Source organism: Dactylosporangium sp. NPDC049140 (assembly GCF_040648435.1).
Genome location: NZ_JBEZDS010000030.1, coordinates 1 through 21,327, shown reverse-complemented (window position 1 = coordinate 21,327; position 21,327 = coordinate 1). Strand labels below are relative to the sequence as shown.

Sequence of the window (21,327 nt, the reverse complement as noted above, 5' to 3'; positions counted from 1 at the left end):
GACGTGACAGCTGACCCCAGCGTGTGGCGGGTCAAGGGCATGCCGCTGGCCCCGGCCACCGGGCACGGCGTGCTGGACGGGATGCGGCTCGCGGTCAAGGACATCTTCGCCGTCACCGGCTTCGCCGCCGGGGCCGGCAACCCCGACTGGCTCGCGACGGCGCTGCCCGCCGCCGAGGACGCGCCGGCGGTGGCTCGGCTGCGCGCCGCGGGCGCGGTCGTGCAGGGCATCGCGCACACCGACGAGTTCGCGTACTCGCTCTCGGGCGCGAACGCCCACTACGGCGCCCCGCCGAACCCGGCCGCGCCCGGCCTCGTGACCGGCGGCTCGTCGAGCGGCCCGGCCTCGGCCGTCGCGACCGGGCACGCCGACATCGGGCTGGGCACCGACACCAGCGGCTCGATCCGCGTGCCGGCCTCCTGCTGCGGGCTGTTCGGCCTGCGCCCCACCCACGGCGCCGTGCCGACCGAGGGCGTCCTGCCGCTCGCGCCCTCCTTCGACACCGTCGGCTGGATCACCCGCGACGCGGGGACGCTCGCCGCGGTGGGGGAGGTGCTGCTGCCGCCGGGGCCCGTTGCGCCTCCGCGGCGGTTGCTGGCAGTCGGCGGTACCGCGGAATCGGCCGCCCGTCTCGGAGTCCCCGTGGCCGGGGCCGAACTGTCCACCTTCGACGATCCCGACGCGCTGCTGCTGGCGTTCCGGCGGGTGCAGGCGGCCGAGTCGTGGCGGGCGCACGGGGCGTGGGTCGAGGCGCACCCGCGCGCGCTGGCCCCCGACGTCGAGGGCCGCTTCCGCTTCGGGGCCGGGGTGAGCGCGGCGGACGAGGCCGAGGCCCGGGCCCGCCTCGCCGCCGGCCGGGCCGAGCTGCTCGCGATGCTCGGCGACGACGCCTGGCTGGTGCTGCCCGCGGGCGGCCCGGGCCACGCGCGCGGCCTGGGCCTGGCCGGCCGCGACGCCTGGCGGCGGGACATCCTGCGCTGCTCGGTGCCGGCGAGCGCCTACGGCCTGCCGAGCGTGTCGCTGCCCACGGGCGCCGACCCGCCGGCCGGGATCGCGCTGATCGCCCCGCCCGGGCACGACCGCGCGCTGCTGGCGCTTGTCGCCTCGGCCCTCTGAGCCGTGCCCCCGTGAGCGGGGGCGCGGCCTGCCATACTGCCGTTCGTGACGTCGCCGCAGTACGACCCGTTCCAGCAGTACCCCGCGCAGCCGCCCGGGCCGTACTCTGCTGCGCCGCCACCGCCGCCCGGGCCGTACCCGGCCGCGCCACCGCCCCAGCCGTATCCGGGGGCGCCCGGTCAGCCGCCTCCGGGCTACGGTCAGCCGCCCGCCTATCAGGCGCCCGCGGCGCCCGCGCCGTTCCAGCCGCGGACCGGGGTGCTCCTCGCCATCGTCGGCGGCCTGCTGGCGCTGTGCGTGATCGGCGGGACGGCGGCCGCGTTCGTGGTGGAGAACGGGCTCGGCGGCGTGGTGCCCTCGAACCAGTCGCACCGCCAGCCCAAGGACCCGTGCGCGCTGCTGAACAAGGACGCGTTCGGCACCGACCTCGGCGCCCCGCTGGAGAAGGCCCAGAAGGGCGACGAGGGCATCTGCGACTACACGTTCCAGCACGACTCGCACAGCCCGGAGGCGAGCGGGAGCCGGCTGCGGCTGTACGTCGAGGTCAGCTCGTCCGCCCCGGCCAAGTTCGAGTCCCAGCAGGGCGCCACGAGCGGGCTGTCCCGCCTGCCGGTCGAGTGCGGCGAGCACGCGGTCGCCGGGCACAAGGTCGACCCGGCGGGCGAGAACGCCGACGCGCAGCTGTGGTGCCTGCAGCAGGACGTGTACATCATGCTGACCTTCCACGGGTACAACCACGCACGCTTCAGCGCATTGGAGCTGGACGAGATCATGGCCCGGATCGGGCGCACCGCGCTGAGCAACGTCCCGAAGTCCTAGCCGTGGACGCGACCGCCCTCGCCCGGCAGCTCCTCGGCCCGATCCCGGCGCACGTCACGCTCGGCCTCGAGGTCGTGCGCGCCGCGGACGGGGCGGCCGAGGTCGCCGCGGAGGTGCCCGAGGCGCTGACCAACGTCATCGGCTCCCTGCACTCCAGCGGCCTCATCACGCTCGTCGACGCGGCCGGGCTCGCCGCGCTCGTCGCGGCCGTCGAGGACCCGGACGGCTTCGCCGGCGTGGTACCGCTGGGCGCCGCCGCCGAGTTGCGCTTCCTCGCCCCGGCCCGGGGCCGCCTGGTGGCCTCGTGCCGCCTGGAGGACGAGGCGCTCGCCGCCGTGCGGGCGCTCTACGCCGGCCGGGCCGCGAAGGCCCGGGTGGGCACCGAGGCCGAGATCCACGACGGCACCGGTGCGGTCGTGTGCGCGGGCCGCTTCGGCTGGAGCCTGCGGCGCCGCTGAGCGCCGGTCAGGCCGGGCTCGTCGCCCACGGCCGCCGCGGCCTCGTCGCACGCGCCGGTCAGGCCGGGCTCGTCTCCCGGGCCGCGCCCACCGCCACCGCGGCCTCGGCGAACGCGCGGATCACCGCGTGCACCCGGCTGCCGTCGCCGGCCAGCTCCGGCTGGAACAGCGTGCCCAGCATGAACGGGTGGCCCTCGAGCTCGGCCACGCGTACCGCGCCGTCGTCGTCGTGGCCCGTGAAGCGCAGCCCGTGCGCCTCCAGGGCCGGCAGGTAGGCGGGGTCGAGGCCGTACGCGCAGTGGTAGCGCTCCACCGAGCGCTCGACGCCGAAGATGCGCTCGGCAAGGCTGCCGCGGCGCAGTCGTACCGCGCCCTCGTGCCCGACCAGCGAGCACACGAGCGGCACGATGAGCTGCGGCCCGCCGTCCGGGTCGCTCTCGGCGTGCACGACGTCGGCCAGCCCGGCCAGGTCGCGGGCGACCTCGAGCATGAGGTGCTGGAAGCCGCCGCAGGTGCCGAGAAAGGCGATGCGGTACTCCCGGGCCGCGCGCACGGCCGCGAGCGCGCCGGACTCGGAGCGGTACGGCGAGCCCGGGATCAGCCAGATCCCGTCGAACCCGGCCAGGCTCGCCTCGTCGACCTCCTCGGAGGGGATCCAGTACGCGTCCAGGGCGAGGCCGTGCTGCTCGCGGAGCACCTCGAGCAGGCCCGGGATGCGGGTGTGGGAGCGGACGTGCGCCGAGCGGTCGCCGACCAGCGCGACGCGGGCGGTACGGGTCGTCGTCATACGAATCAGCGTCGACCCGCCGGCGAGATAAGTCCAACGACTGTTTGCGGTACCGATATAAGGAATCATGATGTCGTGGACCCGCACCTGCTGCGCACCTTCGCCGCCGTCGCCCGGCTCGGCTCGTTCTCCGCGGCCGCGGACGAGCTCGGCTACACCCAGTCCGCGGTCTCCCAGCACATCGCCGCGCTCGAGCAGGACGTCGGCGCGCCGCTGCTGCGCCGCCGCCCGGTCGCGCTCACCGACGCCGGCGCCCGCCTGCTGGAGCACACCGGCCCGATCCTGCTGCGCCTGGCCGCGGCCCGGGCCGACGTCGTGCGGTTGTCCGGCCCGCCGCCGGCGTCGGTGGTACTCGGCGCGACCCCACTGTCCGGAGTGGACACCGCCGCGCTCGTCGGCGTGCAGCGGTCCATGCCGCGGGTCACCTTCACGCTGCGCATCGCGGGCGCGGGCGCGGTCGCGACCGGGGTGGCCGTGGGCGAGCTGGACCTCGGGCTGGTCGACGGCGTGGCCGCGCCGAGCGACCCGCTGCCGCTGCCCGACGCGGGCCAGCTGTCGACCGTGCCGGTGGCCGAGCGCCCGGCCGTCGTCGCGCTGCCGGCCGGGCACCCCCTCGCGGGCCGGCGCGGGCTGCGCCTGGCGGACCTGGCCGACGCGGTGTGGCTGGACGCGCCCGAGGTCGCCACGCCGCTGACCCAGCTGCGGGCCCTGGCGCGGGCGGAGGGCTTCCGGGGCGGGTTGGCTTATCCTGGTACCGATGCCGCGGTGTTCTTGTCGTTGATCGGCGCGGGGGCGGGACTGGCGCTGCTGCCGCCGTCGGCCCTGACCGCGGGGGTGCGCGGCGTGCCGGTCGTCGAGCCCCGCCTGGTGCACCGCACCGACCTCGTGCACGGCTCGCTGACCGCCCCGGCCGCGGCGGTCCGGGACGCGCTCGGTCCGTGACCGTCCTCCTCGGCGCAAGGTCGGCCGGCGGTACGCTTCAGGGGACCGGATTCCTTTCTCGCCGCGAATGCCGTGGGTGTTCGCGCTGCATCGGGCGGGTGGCCAGTGGGACCACAGGCCATGGTCGAGCTGCTGGGTCGCACGGACGAGCTGGACCAGATCGCGATGTTGCCGGCTGCCCCCATGCCGGCGGTGCCGGGCCTGCTGTGGCGGGGCGAGCCGGGAATCGGCAAAACGGCGTTGCTGAGCGCCGCGGCGGTGCGCGCCGAGGCGGCCGGGATTCGGGTGTTGCGGGCCGGCGGGGCGCCCTCGGAGGCCGATGTGGACTTCTCGGCGGTACACCAACTGCTCTATCCGCTGCGCGGGCGCATCGCCCGGTCGTCCGGCGACCGGAACGACGTCCTTCGCCGGGTCCTCGATCCGTCCCGCACCGGCTCGCCGGACCCGCTGGCGGTCTCGTCCGCCCTGCTGGACCTGCTCGACGACGTGGCCGCCGAACGCCCCCTGCTGCTCGTGGTCGATGATGTGGCGTGGCTCGACGCCGCCAGCGCCCGGGCGTTCGGCTTCATCGCCCGTCGCCTGGCCGGCACCCGGATCGCGTTCGTGGCCGCAGTTCGAACCGGGGACGCGGCGCCCTTCGACGGGGCCGGTCTGCCGGAACGCGAGATCGGACCGCTGGCCGGGCCGGCGGCGGCGGCCCTGCTCGACGCCCGCCACCCCGAGCTGGCGCCGCAGGTGCGGCGGCGGCTGCTGGACGAGGCGGCCGGCAACCCGCTCGCGCTGACCGAGCTGCCGATGGCGCTGACCGCCCCGCAGCGGCGCGCCCAGGAACCACCGCCGACGTTCCTGCCGCTGACGGCGAGGCTGGAATCGGCCTTCGCCCCGAGCCTCGAGCGGCTGGCCGCACACGCCCGGCGCCTGCTGTTGCTGGCCGCGCTCGGGGCCGGCGCGGGCTCGGCCGAACTGCTGGACGCCGCGCCGGGCGGCGCCGACTTCGACGACGTCGCATCGGCACGACGGGCCGGCCTCCTCGTCGCGGACCCGGTCGGGCGGCTTTCGTTCCGCCCTCCGATCGTGCGTTCGGCCGTCGTGCAGATGTCCTCGCCCGCCGATCGCCGGGACGCCCACCGGGCGCTGGCCGCACGGGCCGCCGACGCCAGCCGCCGGGCGTGGCACTTGGCCGAGGCGGCGCCGGGCCCGGACGAGTCGGCGGCCAACGGGCTGGAGCAGGCGTTCCTGTCCGAGTTCCGCAGCGGTAAGGCGGTCGCTGCGGTGACCGCGCTGGTGCGCGCGGCCGATCTGAGCCCCCGGGCGAGCGACCGGGCCCGCCGGCTGATCGAGGCCGCGTTTCTCGCCAGCAGCACCGGTCCGCTGGACTGGGTGCCCGAGATGCTGGCCGAGGCCCGTCGGGTCTACGAGGCCCGGTCGGAGTCGGACGCGTGCAGCGGCTCGGTGTTCGCCGCGGCCACGGCCGTGTACCTGCTCAACGCCGATGGTGACGTCGACGGCGCGCACCGGTTGCTGTCGCGGGCGCTGGAGGACGCCGCCGGCGGGGCAACGAGCCGATGGATCGACGATCTTCGCTCGGCGCTGTTGTTCGTGTGCATCTATGCGGCCCGGGCGGACTTCTGGGAGCTGCTGCGCGACGCGCTGGACCGGCTCGTCCCGGCTCCGGCGCCGCCGCTGCGGCTGTGCTACGACGCCTTCACCTACCCGGCCCAGACGTTCTCGACCGTTCGCGAAGGCGTCGACCGGGCCTTCGCCGCCGTTCCCGGGGAGACGCCGTCGCGTTGGCTCATCCCGCTGGCCTTCGCCGCCCTGCGGCTCGACGTCCTGTCCGACTATCGCCATGTGTGCCGGCGCATGATCGAGGAGGAGCGCCACGGCGGATCGGTCGCCGCGGTCCTCGCGGGTCTGCTCCTGCTCAGCGCCGACGCCTTCAACTGCGGCCGTTGGGACGACTCCGAGGCGCTGGCGCACGAGGGCCTGGATTTGGCCCGGGCCTGCGGCTACCACCTGCTCAAGGCGCAGCTGCGGGTCCGGTTGGCCTTCATCGCGGCCGGCCGCGGCGACGCGCGCCTCGCGAGCGCCCTCACCGACGAAGTCACCTCCTGGGCCGCGCCGCGGGGCCTGGGGATGACGCAGGCGTTCGCGCGGCACGCGCGCGTCATCGCATCCTTGGCCGAGGGCGACTACGAGGACGCATACGCCCAGGCCCGTTGGATCAGCCGGCCGGACGTGCCCGGCACCGGCATTCCCGCCCGCTGGGTTCTCCTGGACCTCGTCGAGGCGGACATCTACTCCGGGCGGGCGGAACAGGCCCGCACCCACGTGGCGGAGGCCGAGCGGGCCGGGCTGTCCCAGGCGTCCCCGCGCACGGCCCTCATCGCCGCCGGGGCGGCGGCGCTGGCCACCGATGACGGTACGACCCGAGCACGGTTCGAAGCCGCGCTGTCACGGCCCGGGGCGGAGCGGTGGCCATGGGAGCAGGCCCGTATCCACTTCGCCTACGGGCAATGGCTGCGGCGCACCCGCGACACGGCCACCGCACGGCTGCACCTGCGTGCGGCCGTCGACGGTTTCGAGCGGCTCGGCGCGCACCCGTGGACGCGGCGGGCCCGGCACGAACTGCGCGCCACCGGGGTCCCCACCGCGCCGGCCGGTCCCCGACAGGCCACGCTTACCGCGCAGGAGCGGCAGATCGCCGAGCTCGCGGCCACGGGCATGACGAACAAGCAGATCGGCGAACGGATGTTCCTGTCCCATCGCACGGTCGGCGCGCACCTGCACCGGCTGTTTCCGAAGCTCGGGATCTCGTCGCGGGCGGCCCTGCGCGACGCGCTGGAGAGCCTCGCCCGCAGCGAACACGGACCGGCCCGATGACCGCGGCTCAGAGTACGTCGGCCGCGATCGCTACGGTGTCGGGATTCTGGTTCGGGACACCGATCGCGGCCTGAACGGCCGCCCACACCCGGTCGGCGGAGCGGGCACCGTCGACGGATACCAGATTTCCGAACCGCCGGTACCAGCCCAGGACCGGTGCGGTCGCCCGGTGGTAGAGCCGCAGCCGGCGGTCGATGACGTCCGGCGTGTCGTCGCGGCGTCGCTCCGCCGCGGCCCGCGCCAGCAGCCGTCGCCGCGCCTCGTCGTCGCCGATGTCCAGGTGCAACGCCACGTCCGTGGTCATGTCCAGCCGGCGGGCGATGGTGTGCACGGCCCGCGCCTGGGTCATCGTGCGCGGGACCCCGTCGAGGACGTATCCGCCTCCGGTGGCCCGGGCCGAGGTGAGCGCATCGCCGACCATGTCCAGCACGATGTGGTCGGGCACGAGCCGCCCATGGTCCATGTGGTCACGCACCGCACGGCCGAGCGCCGTCTGCCGCGCGACGTGGTCTCGGAACAGCTCGCCCGTCACGATCCGCGGCACGCCCAGGTGAGCGGCCAGCAGCGCGCCCTGTGTGCCCTTGCCCGCACCGGGCGGCGCGATCATCACGACTCTCATGCTTCCTCCATGACTCCGGTTCCGTTCGGCCGGCGCCGGCGGTCGGCCAACGCCTTCGAGAAGCCTGCGGCGTCCGGTGGGCGCTCCGCATTGGTCAGATGACCGCACCTGCCGCCCGCGACGGCCCGGTGCGGTCATCTGACGTAAGCGCCCGGCCGGTCGGCTGCGGACAACGACCCGTTCGCGAGGTTTGCTGTGCCGGCGGCCGGGCAGGCCTTGCCATCGGCCGATTCCGGGAGGTGCGGCAATGCAGGTCGTGGTGAACCTGACGCGTTGCCAGTCCTACGCGCAATGCGCCTTTCTCGCCCCCGACGTGTTCCGGATGCGCGGCACCGAGGCGCTGATGTACGACCCGGCACCCGCCGACGAGCAGCGGGAGCGGGTGCTGCAGGCCGCGGCGGCCTGCCCGGTGCAGGCCATCCTCGTCGACCGCGTCGACGACCGGGAGGCCGCCACGCAGTCCGCGACGAACCTGGGGATGACGCCGCCGCGGCCCGTGGCGCCGGGCGGGGGTGACGCCGCGACCGAGGCGCTGCGGCGCTCGGGCCGGATCGTGATCGTCGGCGCGTCGCTGGCCGGCGCCGCGGCCGCGGTCACCCTCCGCCGCGAGGGCTTCGCCGGCGAGCTCACGATGATCGGAGAGGAGCCCTACCGGCCCTACGACCGGCCGCCGCTGTCCAAACAGGTTCTCGACGGGTGGGTACCGGCGGACCATACCGCGCTGCCGCTCCTCGACGAGATGGACGTGAGCTGGCGGCTCGGCGTGCCGGCGATCGGGATGGACCCCGCCGCCAAGCGGGTGCGGCTCGGCGACGGCGGCGAGGTCGGCTACGACCGGCTGCTCATCGCCACCGGCACCCGGGCCCGCCCGTGGTCCGATCCCGGCGAGGCCGCCCTCGACGGCGTGTGCACGGTGCGGACACGCGACGACGCGGCCGGGCTGGAACGCCGTCTGGCCGCCCGCCCGGGCCGGGTGCTGATCATCGGGGGCGGCTTCACCGGCTCGGAGATCGCCTCCGTCTGCCGCGATCGGGACCTGGCGGTGACCCTCGTCGAGCGGGGCCCCGCGCCCATGGTCGGCGCGCTCGGCAGGATCGTCGGCGAGGCCGCCGCGGGCCTGCAGCGCGAACGCGGCGTCGATCTGCGCTGCGGTGTGACCGTCACGCGCCTCGAGGGAGACACCGCCGGGCGCTTGCGCCGCGCGCATCTGTCCGACGGCGACACCGTCGACGCCGAGGTGGCGGTGGTGGCGCTGGGCGCGATCCGCAACACCGAATGGCTGGCGGGCTCCGGCCTGGCCGTCGGGGGCTGGGGCGTCGGCTGCGACGCCGGTTGCCGGGCCTTCGACGCCGCCGGCGTGGTCACCGACGACGTGTTCGTAGCCGGCGACGTGGCGCGGTTCCCGCATCCGCTGTACGACTACCAGTTCCTGGCCCTGGAGCACTGGGGCAACGCGGTGGCCCAGGCGCAGATCGCCGCGCACAACATGATCAGCCCGGCGACCGGCCGCTGGCCGCACCTGGCGGTCCCGGTGTTCTGGTCGGAGCAGTTCGACACCAACATCAAATCGGTCGGCGTGCCGACCCTCGCCGATCAGGTCGTCATCGCCCAGGGCTCGATCGCGCAGGGCCGGTTCGTGGCCGCCTACGGGTTCCGGGGACGCCTCACCGCCGCCGTCGCCTTCAACCAGACCCGGTGGCTGGACCCGTACCAGGCGCTGATCGAGGCCGGCGCGCCGTTCCCGCCGGCGCTGCACGGGGTCGACGAGCCGGCCGACGCCCGGGCGGTCCCGGCGGAGATGCCTGACGAAGCGGCGCGGCGCCGGCACGCGACCGTCACGGTCACCGGGCACGATCCCAGCGAGCTGCGCGCCGGACTCGTCCACCACCGATGACCGGGAGGCCCACATGGCGCAGGCCACCATCTACGAGCAGATTCTCGATCCCGGCAGCCGGGCCGATCCCTACCCGCTGTACGCGCGGCTGCGACAGAACCCGGTGTCGCGCGAGCCCGACGGCACATATGTCGTCAGCACCTACCGCGAGATCGTCGCGCTGCTGCACGATCCGCGGCTCAGCTCCGACCCCCGCAACCACCAGGCGCCCGCCGCCGAGCCGGCGCCGGACTCTCCGCCGGGGCTGCCGCTGGACTTCATCCGCCGCGACCCACCCGAACACGACCGGCTCCGGGAGCTGGCCAACCGGCCGTTCGGGCCGCCCTGCTCGCCCGGCCGCGTCGACGGCATGCGCCCGTGGCTGGCCGAGACGACCGACCGCCTGATCGACGAACTGGACGGGCGGGGCCGTGTCGACATCGTCGAGGACTTCGCATACCGGCTGCCGGTAGCCGCGATCTGCCGGCTGCTCGGCGTCCCGCTCGAGGACCAGCCGCGCTTCCACGGGTGGGCCGACGCGTTCGTCGCGACGTTCGACCCCACGACCGGCGAGTTCGCCGAGCGCCAGCAGACGCGCAACCGCGTCCAGGCCGAACTCGGCGCGTACCTGGCCGGACTGATCGACGAACGCGCCCACCACCCGTTGGATGACCTGATCTCCGGTCTGCTCACCGACACCGGCCCGCACGCGCCGATGTCCCGCAACGACCTGATCAGCACGTCGGTCCTGCTGCTGGTCGCCGGCCACGAGACCACCGTCAACCTCATCGCCAACGGCACGCTGACCCTGCTGCGCGAGCCCGAGGTGCTCGATCGGCTGCGCGGCGAACCGGAACTGAGCATCCGGCTGGTCGAGGAGTTGCTGCGCTACGAGCCGCCCGTGCACATGATCACCAGCCGCTCCGTCCTCGCCGACATCGGCGTCGCCGGCACGACGATCCCGAAGGGCGCCCCGATCACGCTGATGCTGGCCGCCGGCAATCGCGACCCGGCCCGCTTCCCGGACCCGGACCGGTTCGACCCCGACCGCCGCGACAACCAGCACCTCGGCTTCGGCAACGGCGTCCACTACTGCTTCGGCGCTCCGCTGGCCCGGGTCGAGGCCCAGATCGCGCTGACCGCGCTCGCCCGCCGGCTGCGGGCACCCCGCCTGGCCGCCGATCCGCCACCGTACCGGCCCAACCCGATCCTGCGTGGCCCGCGCCGGCTGCCGGTCGACATCGACGGCCTCGGACCCGCGGCCTGAGGCGGCCCGGGCCGATGCGCCGGTCCGGCTAGGAGATCTTGCGGCGGAACGTGTACATGGCGAAGGCGTACGCGACCACGAGGATGCCCACGCACCAGGCGAGCGCGCCCCAGATGCCCGTGCCCGCCGGCTGCCCGGTGAACAGGGAGCGGATCGCGTTCACGATCAGGGTCACCGGCTGGTGTTCGGCGAAGGCGCGCACCGGGCCCGGCATGGTGGCCGTCGGCACGAACGCCGAGCTGATGAACGGCAGGAAGATGAGCGGGTACGAGAACGCGCTCGCGCCGTCCACGGACTTCGCGGCCAGGCCCGGGATGATGGCGATCCAGGTCAGGGTGAAGGTGAACAGGATCAGGATGCCGGCGACCGCGAGCCAGGCCGGCAGCCCCGCGGCGGAGCGGAAGCCCATGACGAGGGCGACGAGCACGACGACCACGACCGAGATGAGGTTGGCGACCAGCGAGGTCAGCACGTGCGCCCACAGCACGGACGAGCGGGCGATCGGCATGGACTGGAAGCGCTCGAAGATGCCGCTCTGCATGTCGAGGAAGAGCCGGAACGCGGTGTACGAGATGCCCGAGGCGATCGTGATGAGCAGGATGCCGGGCAGCAGGTAGTCCACATAGGACTTGGCGCCCGAGTTGATCGCGCCGCCGAAGACGTACACGAACAGGAGCATGAACGCGATCGGCATGATCGTGGTGGTGATGATGGTGTCCAGGCTGCGGGTGATGTGGCGCAGCGAGCGTCCGGTCAGCACGGCGGTGTCGCCGAAGAAGTGTCTGGTCATCTCGGTTCCCCTTACTTGTCCGAGCCGGCGCCGACGAGGGCGAGGAAGACGTCCTCGAGGGTGGGCTGCTTCTCGACGTACTCGACCTTGGCCGGCGGGAGCAGCTGCTTGAGTTCGCTGAGGGTGCCGTTCACGATGATGCGGCCCTCGTGGAGGATCGCGATCCGGTCGGCGAGCTGTTCGGCCTCGTCCAGGTACTGGGTGGTGAGCAGGACCGTCGTGCCCCGGCCGGCGAGCTCCTTGACCGACTGCCACACCTCGATGCGGCCCTGCGGGTCGAGCCCGGTGGTCGGCTCGTCGAGGAAGATGACCGGCGGGTCCCCGACCAGGCTCATCGCGATGTCGAGGCGGCGGCGCATGCCGCCGGAGTAGGTCGACACCTTCCGCGCGGCCGCCTCGGTCAGCGAGAAGCGCGCGAGCAGGTCATCCGCGATCTTGCCGGCCTGCTTGAGGTGCCGCAGCCGGGCGACCAGCACGAGGTTCTCGCGGCCGGTGAGGATCTCGTCGACGGCGGCGAACTGGCCGGTGAGGCTGATGGACTCCCGCACGTCCGCCGGCCGCGTGCCGACGTCGAAGCCGTGGACGCGGGCGGTGCCCGCGTCGGCCTTGAGCAGCGTGGACAGGATCTTCACGACCGTGGTCTTCCCGGCCCCGTTGGAGCCGAGCAGGGCGAAGATGCTGCCCTTGGCCACGTCGAACTCCACGCCCCGCAGCACGCGCAGCTCGCCGTACGACTTCTGCAGGCCCTTTACCTCGATCATCTCAGCGCTTCCCTTCGGGGGGTGGTGATGCGGCGGATGGTGACGTTGCCGTAGTTGGTGTGCAGGTGGAGCTCGACCGTGCGTTCGCTCGCGGCGGCGGCCGGGTCGGGGGTGAGCTCGTTGCGGACCCGGCCGTGCGCGGAGCTGGCGTCGATCCAGGCCGCGACGCCGTTCGGGATGCCGACGTCGACATCGGCGTGGCCGTTGTCGAGCCGGATCGTGCCGCCGCTGACCTCCCGGATGCGGATGGGCCCGTGGGCGCTGCGCGCGGTCACGTCGCCGAGGGCGCGGTCGATGGTGAGCGTGCCGGACGTGGCGGCCTCGACGTCGCCGCCCGCGGTACCGAGCTCCATGGACCCGTGGGCGGCGCGCAGCCGGGCGCTGCCGTGCACCTCGGCGATGCGCAGCACCCCGTGGCCGGCGGTGACGTCGAGGCGGCCGGTCACCTCGGCGATGTCGGTACTGCCGTACGGCGCATCGAGCACGAGGTCGGCGACGGTGTCGGCCGTGACGCCGCCGTACTTCGCGACGATGCGGGCGTCCCCGAGCACGCCGCGGGTCCGGACCGACCCGTATGCGGTCTCGACCGTGACCCGCGAACCGGTCGGCACCTCGCACCGGACGTCGACCGAGTCGCCCTTGCTGAACAGATTGAGCCGCCGCGGTACCTTGACCCGCACCCGGCCGCCGTCGAACGACACCGAGGCCTCGCGGGCCAGCGACTCGTCGCCGCCGCGGCCGGGCTTGCTCGGCACCACCTCGACGACGGCATCGGTACGCTCCGAGGCGACGATCTCGACAAGGCCGGCGCCGGCCGTGACCTCGAGGTCGATCGGGCCGGCAACGTCGTAACTGGGCATGGCTGACCTCCACATGGGCATGCCGGATCAGTCCCGCCGCACGACGGGACCGTGAGGTTCGATGGGATATGGCCTAGCGGGCCCAGCCCGTGAAGCGTTCGCCCTGCTTGGTGTCGCGCCGCGGGACGCGCTGGACGCCGGGTTCCAGGGCGGCGGCGATCGCGCGGACGAACCACGAGTTCACCGAAACCCCCTCCTCGGCCGCGGCCTGCTCGGCCCGCGCCTTGAGCCGGTCCGGCAGCCGCAGCGTGGTCCGGGAGGACACGGTGTCGTCGAGCGCCGGTGCCGGCGCCGCGACCTCGGCCGCGGTCGGACCGGCCGCGTCCGGCGCCGGCTCGGGCCGGGTCACCGCCAGGTGCGGGTCCCGTCCCCGCAGCACCACCTCGACCGACCCGGGCGCGATCTGCTGCGTGATCTCGCCGGCGACGTCGCTCAGGGCCCCGAGCAGCATGAGGCGGACCGCCGGCTCGAGAGCGACATTGAGCTGCTCCGCGACGGCCCGTGCGTCCGCATCACCGTTCGCCGCCGCCGCAGCCAGCTGGTTCTGGAGATCGGAGACGTACCGGTCGAGGTCCATGACACCACAGTAGCCACCGAGTGGTGTCATGACAAGGGCAAGTGACACCACATGACACCAGGCGGTCAGGCCCCGTCCCGCCGGCGCGCCAGATGGACAAAGATGTCGGCGTTGACCTCGACCGTCGCGGGCAGTGCCCGCTCGATGCGCTCGAGCACCTGCTCCCGCTCGCCGGCCGGCAATCCCAGGTACGCCGAGATTGTCGACAGGTGGCCCACGTAGTCGGCGGCGCCCATCGCCAGGCGCCGCTCGATGACCTGCTGCCGCACGTCGTCGAACCAGACCGACCGCTGCAGCTCGGTGCCCGGCCACTGCATCGGCTCATCCGGGGCCGTGCCGTCGGGAGACGGGATGTCGTCGCTGTCCAGGAACGGCGCCCGCGCGGCCCGGACCGCCGCGTCGACGGCCGGATCGGCCGGCGCGATCGGACCACCGAACGAGGCGAACACCCCGCCCGGCTCCAGCAGCGCGGCCATGCGCGACCACCGCGACTCCGGGCTGGTCCAGTGCAGCGCCGCCGCCACGTACACGAGGCCGAAGCGCTCGCCGGGAAGCAGATCCTCGAACGCGGCCCGGCGCGTCGTGACGCCCGCCGGCACGCACCGGCGCAGCTCGGCGAGCATGGCCGCGTCGGGTTCGGTTGCCGTCACGGCGATCCCGGCCCGCGCGAACAGCCGGGTCGCCTTCCCGGTCCCGGCACCGATCTCGAGCGCGGTGCGAACCGGCCGGCCGGCGTACCCCATCACGAGATCGAACAGCCGCGCGGGATACCCGGGCCGGAACCGCTCGTACGCCGCCGCCACCGCCCCGAAGCTCAACGCGCGCTCGCCCATGCCGAGATTATGTCGAGGCCACCCCCGCCCGGGCATCATGTTTCCGTGCTCGCGGCGCTAGTCGGATGACCGCGCGCCGCGGCGGCCCGCCAGGATGACCGTTGCCGCTACCGCCACGCAGGCCAGTGCGCCCAGCGACAGCTCCAGCGGGCGGTGCACGATCCACTGTGGAATATCCCGCTGCGGTACGGCCACCGCGCCCGCGAAGGCGCCCAGCAGGCCCAGGTACGAGCCGGTCATGAAGCGGCGGTGCGTCTCCACGCGGCCCGTCAGCGCGGCCCACAGCGCGATGCTCAGCGTCACGAACGTGAAGGCCGACAGGCCGTGGATCCAGCTGAAGTGGCCCGGGTTCAGGGCCTTGACGAAGAACGAGCTGATGATCGTGAAGTACATGGCGCCGACCCACACGCGGCCCGCCACGCGGTGGGGGCGGTCGCCTCGCGTGCGGCGCAGGAGGTTGAAGGCGCCGAGCAGCAGGGAGATCGTCGCCGCGGCGGCGTGAAGCGGAATAACAACGTTATCGCGCATAACACTGTTATAGTCGCGGCCGTGGTGAACGTCAATGCCGAGCTCACCGGGCGGCTGGTCGACGCCGCGGCGCGGATTCTCGTGAACGAGGGGCCCGGCGGGCTCTCGCTGCGCAAGGTCGCCGCGGCCGCGGGGGTCTCGACGATGCCCGTGTACACGCTGTTCGGCGACAAGCAGGGGCTGCTCGACGCCATGCACCGGGAGGGGTTCCGGCGGCTGGGCGCGGCGCTCGCCGCCGCGCCGCGGTCCGGGGACGCGCTCGCCGACCTCATCGCGCTCGGGTTCGCCTACCGGGAGGCGGCGCTGGCCAGCCCGCACCTGTACGGCCTGATGTTCACCGGCGGCTTCGGGCACACGGAGGCGGCCGACGCAACGTACCGGCCGCTGGTCGCCGGGGTGGCCCGGTGCCAGGCCGAGGGCGTGTTCACCGGCGACGACCCGGAGCCCGTGGCGCTGCACCTGTGGGCGCTCGCGCACGGCATGGTGAGCCTGGAGCTGGCCGGCAAGGTGGACGGGGAGAACTTCGCCGAGCAGCTCGGCTACGCGGGCCTGCCGTTCCTGCGATAGTACGAGTGCACGGCGTCCTGGCCGGTGTAGTTCGGGCCCGCACGGTCGTCGGCGCCCAGGTACACGTAGGGCAGCGCCACGTCGCCGCGGTCGTCGCGGCCGATCCGGCGCCGGCGGCCGTCGTAGTTGAAGCCGGCGTCGCGCAGGTCCGCGGCCAGGCGGCGACCGGCGGGGGCGCCGTCCTCCAGCCGTACCGCCGCCAGATCCAGGTCGGCGACCAGCCTTCCGCCGTCGGTCAGCCAGCCCGCCGCCCGGGCCAGCAGGCCGAGCTTGTCGCCCACGTAGTGCAGGCCGTGGATGCTGGTGATGAGGTCGTACCGCCGGCGCGGCACCCAGGCCTGGACGGGCGCCGCGGTCAGCCGCAGCCAGGGCACGTCGGGCGCGGGGTCGAAGGCGTCGACGAGGTCGACGCCCTCGACCAGCACTCGGCCCGACACGCCCTGCTCGCCGAGGCGGCCCGCGGCCTCGACCAGCGCGCGGCCGGAGCCGCAGCACAGGTCGAGCCATGCGACCGTGTCCGGCGCGCCGGTGACCCGGGCCAGCGCCGTGATCACCTCGACCGGGTTGAAGCCGAGCTCACGTTCGTAGCTGTTGACGCCGTCGAGGCCGCGTTCGCGGTTCATCGCGGAGTTCGCCACCACTGCCGATCCGGCGAGGGCGTCGTCGTCGAGCAGGGGCACGGCGACATGATCGCAGTTATCGCCGGTGGCGGGAACCCCCATGATCGTCACCGGCGCGGTCGTCGGAGCCCCCGCCGTTGCCGCCGTGGTCGTCGCCGGGTTCGCTGGTCCGGAGTCCGCCGCGGTCGTCGCCGGGCCCGGTCGTCCGGAGTCCGCCGTGGTCATCGCCCGGTTCGGTGGTGCGGAGTCCGCCGTGGTCATCGACGGTGGGCGAGCCCGACGGGCTCGCCGAGTCCTCGGCCGGGTCGTCCACTCCTCGGGACGGGTTGTCCTCGGACGGGCCGGGACTGACCACTACCTGGGACGGGCGGTCGTCGTGACGGCCCGGGCCCGAGGACGCCAGGGCCGTGCCGCCTATCGCCAGGGCCGCGGCGGTCGTCGCGGTGATGATGAGAAGTCTGCGCATGGGAGGTACACCTTTCTGTCTGTGCGACAAACGGTGCCGTGCGCTTCGTCAACGGGGTCCTGGCCCGGGGCTAAGGATCGGTTAAGAGCTCCAGGGTCACCCGGGCGCCGGCGACGACGAGCCGGCCGCCGGTCGCCTCCGCGGTGCGCCGCGCGATGTCCAGGCCCAGGCCGGTCGAGCCGCCGCCGCTGACGCCGCGCGCCCCGGCGGCCGGGTCGAAGCCGGGCCCCTCGTCCTCGATCGTGAGGGCGACCAGGCCGGGGCCGGCGTGCAGGGAGACCGCGAGGCCGGTGCCCTCGTCGGTGTGCGCGAAGACGTTGCCCAGCAGGGCGTCCACGGCGGCGGCGAGGTCGGCGGCGGCCACCGCGACGGGCCGCGGGCCGGGGTCGAGCGCGGTACGCACGGCGCGGCCCTGGTCCTCGGCGAGCACCGACCAGAACGCGACCCGCTCGGCGACGACCGCGGCGGCGTCGCACTCGGGCGCCGGCCGTTCGCGCCGGGCGTCCTCGATGACCGCGGTGAGCGCCCGGTCCAGCGCGCCGACGTGCTCGAGCATCCGCGCGGCGTCGGCCGGGTCGGCGAGCCCCTCGGCGTCCAGGCGCAGCGCGGTCATCGGGGTGCGCATCCGGTGCGAGAGGTCGGCGGCGGCCTCGCGCTCCTGGCGCAGCAGGTCGCGGATGCGCCCGGCGAGGCGGTTGAGGGCGGCGGCGACCGCGCGCACCTCGGGCGGGCCGGCGCCGGCGGGGGCGCGCCGGTCGAGGTCGCCGCCGGAGAGCCCCTCGGAGACGGCGGCGAGGGTGCGGATCGGGCGCACGGCGGCGACCGCGAGCCGGTCGGCGACGGCCAGGCCGAGCAGCAGCAGCCCGAGCCCGACGGCGGCGAGGATCAGCCACGACCGGGTCACGCCCCGGCGCAGGTCACGTTCGGGCACGAACGAACGCACGACCGCGGGGCCGGCCGGCAGGCCCTGCACGGCGACCAGGACCTCGCGGCCGCCGGGGTGCTCGACGCTGAAGCTGCCCCGCTGGGCGGCGAGGCGCACCGCGGGCGTCACCGGGATGGGGGCGCCGATGACGGTACCGTCGGTCAGGAACACCGTCACCGGATGCGCGGTGTCCACATTGGCCTGCTCGACGGTGAGCCGCAGCGAGTTCGCGTCGGCGGTGGCCACGAGCGCGCCCAGGGACTGGGCCTGCGCGGTGGCCGCGGCGACCGCCCGGTCCTCGGCCGCGGTCCGCAGCAGCAGCGCCAGCGGCACCAGGAACGCGACGAGGACCAGCGCCATGGCCGCCGCCACGAGCAACGCGAGCCGGCGCCTCACGGCAGCCGCCCGACGCACCGCACGCCGGCGCGCAGCAGGATCGCGAGCCGGCGCCTCACGGCAGCCGGCCGAAGCGCACGCCGACGCGCCGCACGGTGTGGAGGCGCCGCGGCTCCAGGGCGGTCTCCCCGAGCTTGCGCCGCAGCCACGACAGGTGCACGTCGACCGTCTTGTCCGCGGCGGAGTACGGCACCTGCCACACCTCGGTGAGCAGCTCCCGCTTCGATACCACCGCACCCGCCCGCGCCGCCAGGTAGTGCAGCAGGTCGAACTCGCGCGGCGTGAGTTCCAGCGGCGCCCCGTCCAGGGTCGCCGTGCGCGCCCGCGGGTCGATCCGCACCCCGTCGGCCTCGACCACCGTCGAGGGCGGGTCGGGCGGGGCCGAGCGGCGCAGCACGGCCCGGATCCGCGCGTCGATCTGTTCGGCCCCGTACGGCTTGACCACGTAGTCGTCGGCCCCGGCGTCCAGGGCGCGCACCATCTCGCCCTCGGTGCGCCGGGCGGTGACCACGATGACCGGCACCTGGCTGACCGCCCGCAGCATGCGCAGCGCCTCGCGCCCGTCGAGGTCGGGCAGCCCGAGGTCGAGCAGCACCACGTCGGGCGCCTCGGCGACGGCGAGGCGCAGGCCCTCGAGGGCGGTCGCGGCGGGTACCACCACATGCCCCCGCCCCGCGAGTGCCTTGAGGACCCCGGTGCGGATCGTCGCGTCGTCCTCCACGATCAGCACCTTCGCCATATGGCGAGCTTAACCGCGCTTTATCGTTGCCCGGCGGACACTGGAGCCATGCGGATGCGCTGGCCCCTGGCGATCGCGGCGTGGCTGGCGGCCGCGGCGCTCGCGACGGCCGCCTCGATCGGGGCGGTCGGCTCGCTGAGCCGCGGCCTCTTCGGCCCGTCGGACGCGCCCCTGCGCGAGACGGAGGTGGAGGCCCAGCTCGCCCCCACCACGCCGGCGCCGGCGTCCAACCGCCCGGCGCCGCCGGAGAACAGCCCGGCGCCCTCGGGGAACAGGGCGGCGAGCCGGGCCCTGGCCACCGCCGGGGGCAGCATCGTGGCCTCGTGCCCCGGCGGGCAGGCGTACCTCGACTCCTGGATCCCCCGCTCCGGGTTCGAGACCGACCACGTGCAGCGCGGCCCGGCGGCGACGGCCTCGCTGCGGTTCAAGGCGCGCTCCGGCGGGGGCCCGGTCCGGGCCCAGGTCACCTGCCGCGACGGCGAACCGGCCCTGGCCGTGGCCGACGACGACTGATGTAGCTTTCACGCCCAGCCCACACGCGGAAACACCCGCACGGCAAAAACCGTTATCGATCCGTCCGGCCGGCATCTTTCGTGGCGATCCCTCACGAAAGAAAGGACGCTCCGATGCGAAGAATCGCGCTCACGGCCGCCGCGGCGGCCGTGGTGGCCGGTGGGGTCGCCGTCGCGGTCTGGCCCGCCGAGGCCGCCAGCACCCCGGTCGCCGGCGGCACCTACACCCTCGCCTCCGGCGCGTCCGGCAAGTGCCTCAACGTCAGCGGCACCGGTACCGCCAACGGCGACCTGCTGGTCCAGCTCGCGTGCAGCAACCAGCAGTTCCGGGTGGTCGCCCAGAACGGCGCCTACGGCCTGGTCGGCGTGGCCGGCGGCAAGTGCGTCGACGTGCCGAACTCGTCCACCACCGCGGGCACGCAGCTGTGGCAGTGGACGTGCGGGGCCAGCGCCAACCAGACCTGGCAGCTGACCGCCTCGACCGCGGCCGCCGGCAAGTACCTGATCAAGAGCGCGGCTTCGAATCTGTGCATCAGCGACAAGGACGGCTCCACCGCGGGCAACAACCCGATCGTGCAGGAGACCTGCTCCGACATCGCCCGGATGCAATGGTCGTTCAATCTGATCAGCGGCCCTACGAGTACACCCGGCGGTCCGGCCGTGGCTTTTCCCGGCGCGGTGGGCTTCGGGGCGGCGGCCACCGGCGGGCGCGGCGGCAGCGTCTATCACGTGACCAACCTCAACGACAGCGGCTCGGGCTCGTTCCGGGACGCGGTCAGTTCCTCCGGCCGCATCGTCGTCTTCGACGTCGGCGGCTACATCAACCTCTCGTCCGCGGTGAGTGTCAAGAGCAACCTGACCATCGCCGGGCAGACCGCGCCGGGCGGCGGCATCGGCATCATGGGCCGCGAGGTCTCGTTCGCGAACTCGACGAACGTGATCGTGCGCAACTTCCGCTTCCGCCAGGGCGACCTCGACCCCGACGAGAAGAAGAGCGGCGTCAACTTCTACAACGGCAGCAAGATCATCTTCGACCACGTCTCGATCGAGTTCGCGCAGTGGAACAACATCGACTCGGTCGGCGCCACGGACATCACGGTCCAGTACTCCATCGACGCCGACCCGATCGGCCAGCAGTTCGCCGCGCACACCGAGACCGGGCCCTACACCTGGTACAACAACCTCTTCGCCAACGCGCACAACCGCTGCCCGCTGGCCAAGGCGAACACGCAGTACATCAACAACGTCGTGTACAACTACCAGGCCGGGTACACCGCCGGGAACTCCAGCGGCCACTTCACCCACGACGTGATCGGCAACTACTTCATCACCGGCCCGCGGACCACGAACGCGAGCAACGCGTACTACCAGATGGGCAACCAGTCGGTCTACAACTCCGGCAACGTCATCGACTCGAACAAGGACGGCGCGCTCAACGGCTCGACCCTCGGCCTCGGCGGCGGCGCGACCGCGCTGTCGAGCCCCTGGTCGGCGACCACGAACGGCATCCCGGCCACGAGCGCCGCGGCCGCCTACGCCAACGTGGTGGCCAAGGCCGGCGCGCTGCCCCGCGACCAGGTCGACGCGCTCGTGGTCAAGGACGTGCAGTCGCTGGGCAGGTCCGGCGACCTGTGGGCGCACCAGACGAGCACGGGGCTGGGGAACAACGGGTACGGGACCCTCGCCGGCGGCACCGCGCCCGCCGACGCCGACCGGGACGGCATGCCCGACGCGTGGGAGAGCGCCCACGGCCTCGATCCGAACAGCGCGAGCGACGCCACCGGCGACTTCGACCACACCGGATACACGAACGTGGAGAAGTACGTCAACGGCCTCCTCGACGGGACCTACCGGTCTTCATAGGGGTTGAGGTGTCCCGCGCCGGGCCGCACCTGTGTTGTTCAGCGCCTGCTTGCCGTCCACGTCGACGGTGATGGTCACCGTGCTGCCGGTCGAGGTGAACAGGATCTCGTGGTTGGCGGTCTTGAG

22 protein-coding genes are annotated in these 21,327 nt (G+C 74.0%); 10 read left to right on the top strand and 12 right to left on the bottom strand.

Translation table 11 applies throughout. From position 1 onward, the window contains the following. Positions 1–3 precede the first annotated feature (3 nt). From AB0B76_RS36455 to AB0B76_RS36445, 3 genes are read left to right on the top strand one after another with little or no spacing between them, the layout of a single operon-like run. On the top strand, positions 4–1,116 hold the full coding sequence (locus AB0B76_RS36455) for an amidase family protein (RefSeq protein WP_360384179.1): 1,113 nt from the start codon (positions 4–6) through the stop codon (positions 1,114–1,116). 45 nt (positions 1,117–1,161) lie between these two features. After that, positions 1,162–1,935 carry a hypothetical protein gene (locus AB0B76_RS36450; RefSeq protein ID WP_360384177.1) on the top strand — a complete coding sequence of 258 codons (774 nt, stop codon included), beginning with the start codon at positions 1,162–1,164 and terminating at the stop codon, positions 1,933–1,935. Positions 1,936–1,937: 2 nt separating this feature from the next. Then, a complete protein-coding gene (locus AB0B76_RS36445; protein ID WP_360384175.1) occupies positions 1,938–2,393 on the top strand; it encodes a DUF4442 domain-containing protein in 456 nt (151 codons plus the stop codon). A gap of 58 nt (positions 2,394–2,451) precedes the next feature. Here the strand turns inward: AB0B76_RS36445 and AB0B76_RS36440 are convergent, their stop codons facing one another. Beyond that, on the bottom strand, positions 2,452–3,180 hold the full coding sequence (locus AB0B76_RS36440; RefSeq protein WP_360384173.1) for a hypothetical protein: 729 nt from the start codon (positions 3,178–3,180) through the stop codon (positions 2,452–2,454). A 75-nt stretch (positions 3,181–3,255) separates the two neighbouring features. Here AB0B76_RS36440 and AB0B76_RS36435 point away from each other — a divergent pair, with 75 nt between their 5' ends. Continuing rightward, entirely contained in the window at positions 3,256–4,122 is an 867-nt protein-coding gene (locus tag AB0B76_RS36435; RefSeq protein ID WP_360384171.1) for a LysR family transcriptional regulator, read from the top strand. Between the two features lie 120 nt (positions 4,123–4,242). After that, a complete protein-coding gene (locus AB0B76_RS36430; RefSeq protein WP_360384169.1) occupies positions 4,243–7,005 on the top strand; it encodes a LuxR C-terminal-related transcriptional regulator in 2,763 nt (920 codons plus the stop codon). Positions 7,006–7,012: 7 nt separating this feature from the next. Here the strand turns inward: AB0B76_RS36430 and AB0B76_RS36425 are convergent, their stop codons facing one another. Beyond that, a complete protein-coding gene (locus AB0B76_RS36425) occupies positions 7,013–7,624 on the bottom strand; it encodes an adenylate kinase (RefSeq protein WP_360384167.1) in 612 nt (203 codons plus the stop codon). A gap of 247 nt (positions 7,625–7,871) precedes the next feature. On the opposite strand from AB0B76_RS36425, the gene AB0B76_RS36420 reads away from it, so the two are divergent. Further along, on the top strand, positions 7,872–9,518 hold the full coding sequence (locus AB0B76_RS36420) for an FAD-dependent oxidoreductase (protein WP_360384165.1): 1,647 nt from the start codon (positions 7,872–7,874) through the stop codon (positions 9,516–9,518). A 13-nt stretch (positions 9,519–9,531) separates the two neighbouring features. Next, positions 9,532–10,764 carry a cytochrome P450 gene (locus tag AB0B76_RS36415; RefSeq protein ID WP_360384163.1) on the top strand — a complete coding sequence of 411 codons (1,233 nt, stop codon included), beginning with the start codon at positions 9,532–9,534 and terminating at the stop codon, positions 10,762–10,764. A gap of 28 nt (positions 10,765–10,792) precedes the next feature. Here AB0B76_RS36415 and AB0B76_RS36410 read toward each other — a convergent pair whose 3' ends face one another. The 6 genes from AB0B76_RS36410 to AB0B76_RS36385 form a co-directional block, all read right to left on the bottom strand. Continuing rightward, positions 10,793–11,554, bottom strand: coding sequence for an ABC transporter permease (locus AB0B76_RS36410; RefSeq protein ID WP_360384161.1), 762 nt, complete (start codon positions 11,552–11,554; stop codon positions 10,793–10,795). A gap of 11 nt (positions 11,555–11,565) precedes the next feature. Next, positions 11,566–12,315 carry an ATP-binding cassette domain-containing protein gene (locus AB0B76_RS36405; protein ID WP_360384159.1) on the bottom strand — a complete coding sequence of 250 codons (750 nt, stop codon included), beginning with the start codon at positions 12,313–12,315 and terminating at the stop codon, positions 11,566–11,568. After that, positions 12,312–13,175, bottom strand: a complete 864-nt coding sequence (locus tag AB0B76_RS36400) for a hypothetical protein (protein WP_360384157.1) — start codon at positions 13,173–13,175, stop codon at positions 12,312–12,314. Before AB0B76_RS36400 ends, AB0B76_RS36405 begins: the two co-directional genes overlap by 4 nt. 73 nt (positions 13,176–13,248) lie before the next feature. Next, positions 13,249–13,752: a toxin-antitoxin system HicB family antitoxin gene (locus tag AB0B76_RS36395; RefSeq protein WP_360384155.1), complete on the bottom strand. Its 504-nt coding sequence runs from the start codon at positions 13,750–13,752 to the stop codon at positions 13,249–13,251. 65 nt (positions 13,753–13,817) lie between these two features. Further along, positions 13,818–14,585: a class I SAM-dependent methyltransferase gene (locus tag AB0B76_RS36390; protein ID WP_360384153.1), complete on the bottom strand. Its 768-nt coding sequence runs from the start codon at positions 14,583–14,585 to the stop codon at positions 13,818–13,820. Between the two features lie 57 nt (positions 14,586–14,642). Next, complete coding sequence (locus AB0B76_RS36385) at positions 14,643–15,113, bottom strand: DUF2306 domain-containing protein (RefSeq protein ID WP_360384150.1); 471 nt, start codon at positions 15,111–15,113, stop codon at positions 14,643–14,645. Between the two features lie 21 nt (positions 15,114–15,134). Here AB0B76_RS36385 and AB0B76_RS36380 point away from each other — a divergent pair, with 21 nt between their 5' ends. Further along, positions 15,135–15,680, top strand: coding sequence for a TetR/AcrR family transcriptional regulator (locus AB0B76_RS36380; RefSeq protein ID WP_360384147.1), 546 nt, complete (start codon positions 15,135–15,137; stop codon positions 15,678–15,680). Here AB0B76_RS36380 and AB0B76_RS36375 read toward each other — a convergent pair. The 4 genes from AB0B76_RS36375 to AB0B76_RS36360 form a co-directional block, all read right to left on the bottom strand. Next, complete coding sequence (locus AB0B76_RS36375) at positions 15,653–16,360, bottom strand: methyltransferase domain-containing protein (RefSeq protein WP_360384144.1); 708 nt, start codon at positions 16,358–16,360, stop codon at positions 15,653–15,655. The genes AB0B76_RS36380 and AB0B76_RS36375 overlap by 28 nt on opposite strands. 16 nt (positions 16,361–16,376) lie before the next feature. Beyond that, complete coding sequence (locus tag AB0B76_RS36370) at positions 16,377–16,766, bottom strand: hypothetical protein (RefSeq protein WP_360384141.1); 390 nt, start codon at positions 16,764–16,766, stop codon at positions 16,377–16,379. Positions 16,767–16,836: 70 nt separating this feature from the next. Next, positions 16,837–18,087, bottom strand: a complete 1,251-nt coding sequence (locus AB0B76_RS36365) for an ATP-binding protein (RefSeq protein ID WP_360384138.1) — start codon at positions 18,085–18,087, stop codon at positions 16,837–16,839. Positions 18,088–18,142: 55 nt separating this feature from the next. After that, positions 18,143–18,826 (bottom strand): response regulator transcription factor, encoded by a 684-nt coding sequence (locus AB0B76_RS36360; RefSeq protein WP_360384135.1) that lies wholly within the window; start codon positions 18,824–18,826, stop codon positions 18,143–18,145. 48 nt (positions 18,827–18,874) lie between these two features. On the opposite strand from AB0B76_RS36360, the gene AB0B76_RS36355 reads away from it, so the two are divergent. Both AB0B76_RS36355 and AB0B76_RS36350 read left to right on the top strand, forming a co-directional pair. After that, positions 18,875–19,339: a hypothetical protein gene (locus AB0B76_RS36355; protein WP_360384133.1), complete on the top strand. Its 465-nt coding sequence runs from the start codon at positions 18,875–18,877 to the stop codon at positions 19,337–19,339. A gap of 113 nt (positions 19,340–19,452) precedes the next feature. Continuing rightward, a complete protein-coding gene (locus tag AB0B76_RS36350; protein ID WP_360384130.1) occupies positions 19,453–21,201 on the top strand; it encodes an RICIN domain-containing protein in 1,749 nt (582 codons plus the stop codon). The last annotated feature ends 126 nt before the right edge of the window (positions 21,202–21,327 follow it).

What these genes read in the sequence shown, in the direction of transcription:
- AB0B76_RS36440 (WP_360384173.1), bottom strand. Translation starts at nt 3,180, where the DNA reads ATGACGACGACCCGTACCGCCCGCGTCGCGCTGGTCGGCGACCGCTCG.
- AB0B76_RS36430 (WP_360384169.1), top strand. Translation starts at nt 4,243, where the DNA reads ATGGTCGAGCTGCTGGGTCGCACGGACGAGCTGGACCAGATCGCGATG.
- AB0B76_RS36425 (WP_360384167.1), bottom strand. Translation starts at nt 7,624, where the DNA reads ATGAGAGTCGTGATGATCGCGCCGCCCGGTGCGGGCAAGGGCACACAG.
- AB0B76_RS36420 (WP_360384165.1), top strand. Translation starts at nt 7,872, where the DNA reads ATGCAGGTCGTGGTGAACCTGACGCGTTGCCAGTCCTACGCGCAATGC.
- AB0B76_RS36415 (WP_360384163.1), top strand. Translation starts at nt 9,532, where the DNA reads ATGGCGCAGGCCACCATCTACGAGCAGATTCTCGATCCCGGCAGCCGG.
- AB0B76_RS36410 (WP_360384161.1), bottom strand. Translation starts at nt 11,554, where the DNA reads ATGACCAGACACTTCTTCGGCGACACCGCCGTGCTGACCGGACGCTCG.
- AB0B76_RS36405 (WP_360384159.1), bottom strand. Translation starts at nt 12,315, where the DNA reads ATGATCGAGGTAAAGGGCCTGCAGAAGTCGTACGGCGAGCTGCGCGTG.
- AB0B76_RS36400 (WP_360384157.1), bottom strand. Translation starts at nt 13,175, where the DNA reads ATGCCCAGTTACGACGTTGCCGGCCCGATCGACCTCGAGGTCACGGCC.
- AB0B76_RS36395 (WP_360384155.1), bottom strand. Translation starts at nt 13,752, where the DNA reads ATGGACCTCGACCGGTACGTCTCCGATCTCCAGAACCAGCTGGCTGCG.
- AB0B76_RS36390 (WP_360384153.1), bottom strand. Translation starts at nt 14,585, where the DNA reads ATGGGCGAGCGCGCGTTGAGCTTCGGGGCGGTGGCGGCGGCGTACGAG.
- AB0B76_RS36385 (WP_360384150.1), bottom strand. Translation starts at nt 15,113, where the DNA reads ATGCGCGATAACGTTGTTATTCCGCTTCACGCCGCCGCGGCGACGATC.
- AB0B76_RS36370 (WP_360384141.1), bottom strand. Translation starts at nt 16,766, where the DNA reads ATGCGCAGACTTCTCATCATCACCGCGACGACCGCCGCGGCCCTGGCG.
- AB0B76_RS36360 (WP_360384135.1), bottom strand. Translation starts at nt 18,826, where the DNA reads ATGGCGAAGGTGCTGATCGTGGAGGACGACGCGACGATCCGCACCGGG.
- AB0B76_RS36355 (WP_360384133.1), top strand. Translation starts at nt 18,875, where the DNA reads ATGCGGATGCGCTGGCCCCTGGCGATCGCGGCGTGGCTGGCGGCCGCG.
- AB0B76_RS36350 (WP_360384130.1), top strand. Translation starts at nt 19,453, where the DNA reads ATGCGAAGAATCGCGCTCACGGCCGCCGCGGCGGCCGTGGTGGCCGGT.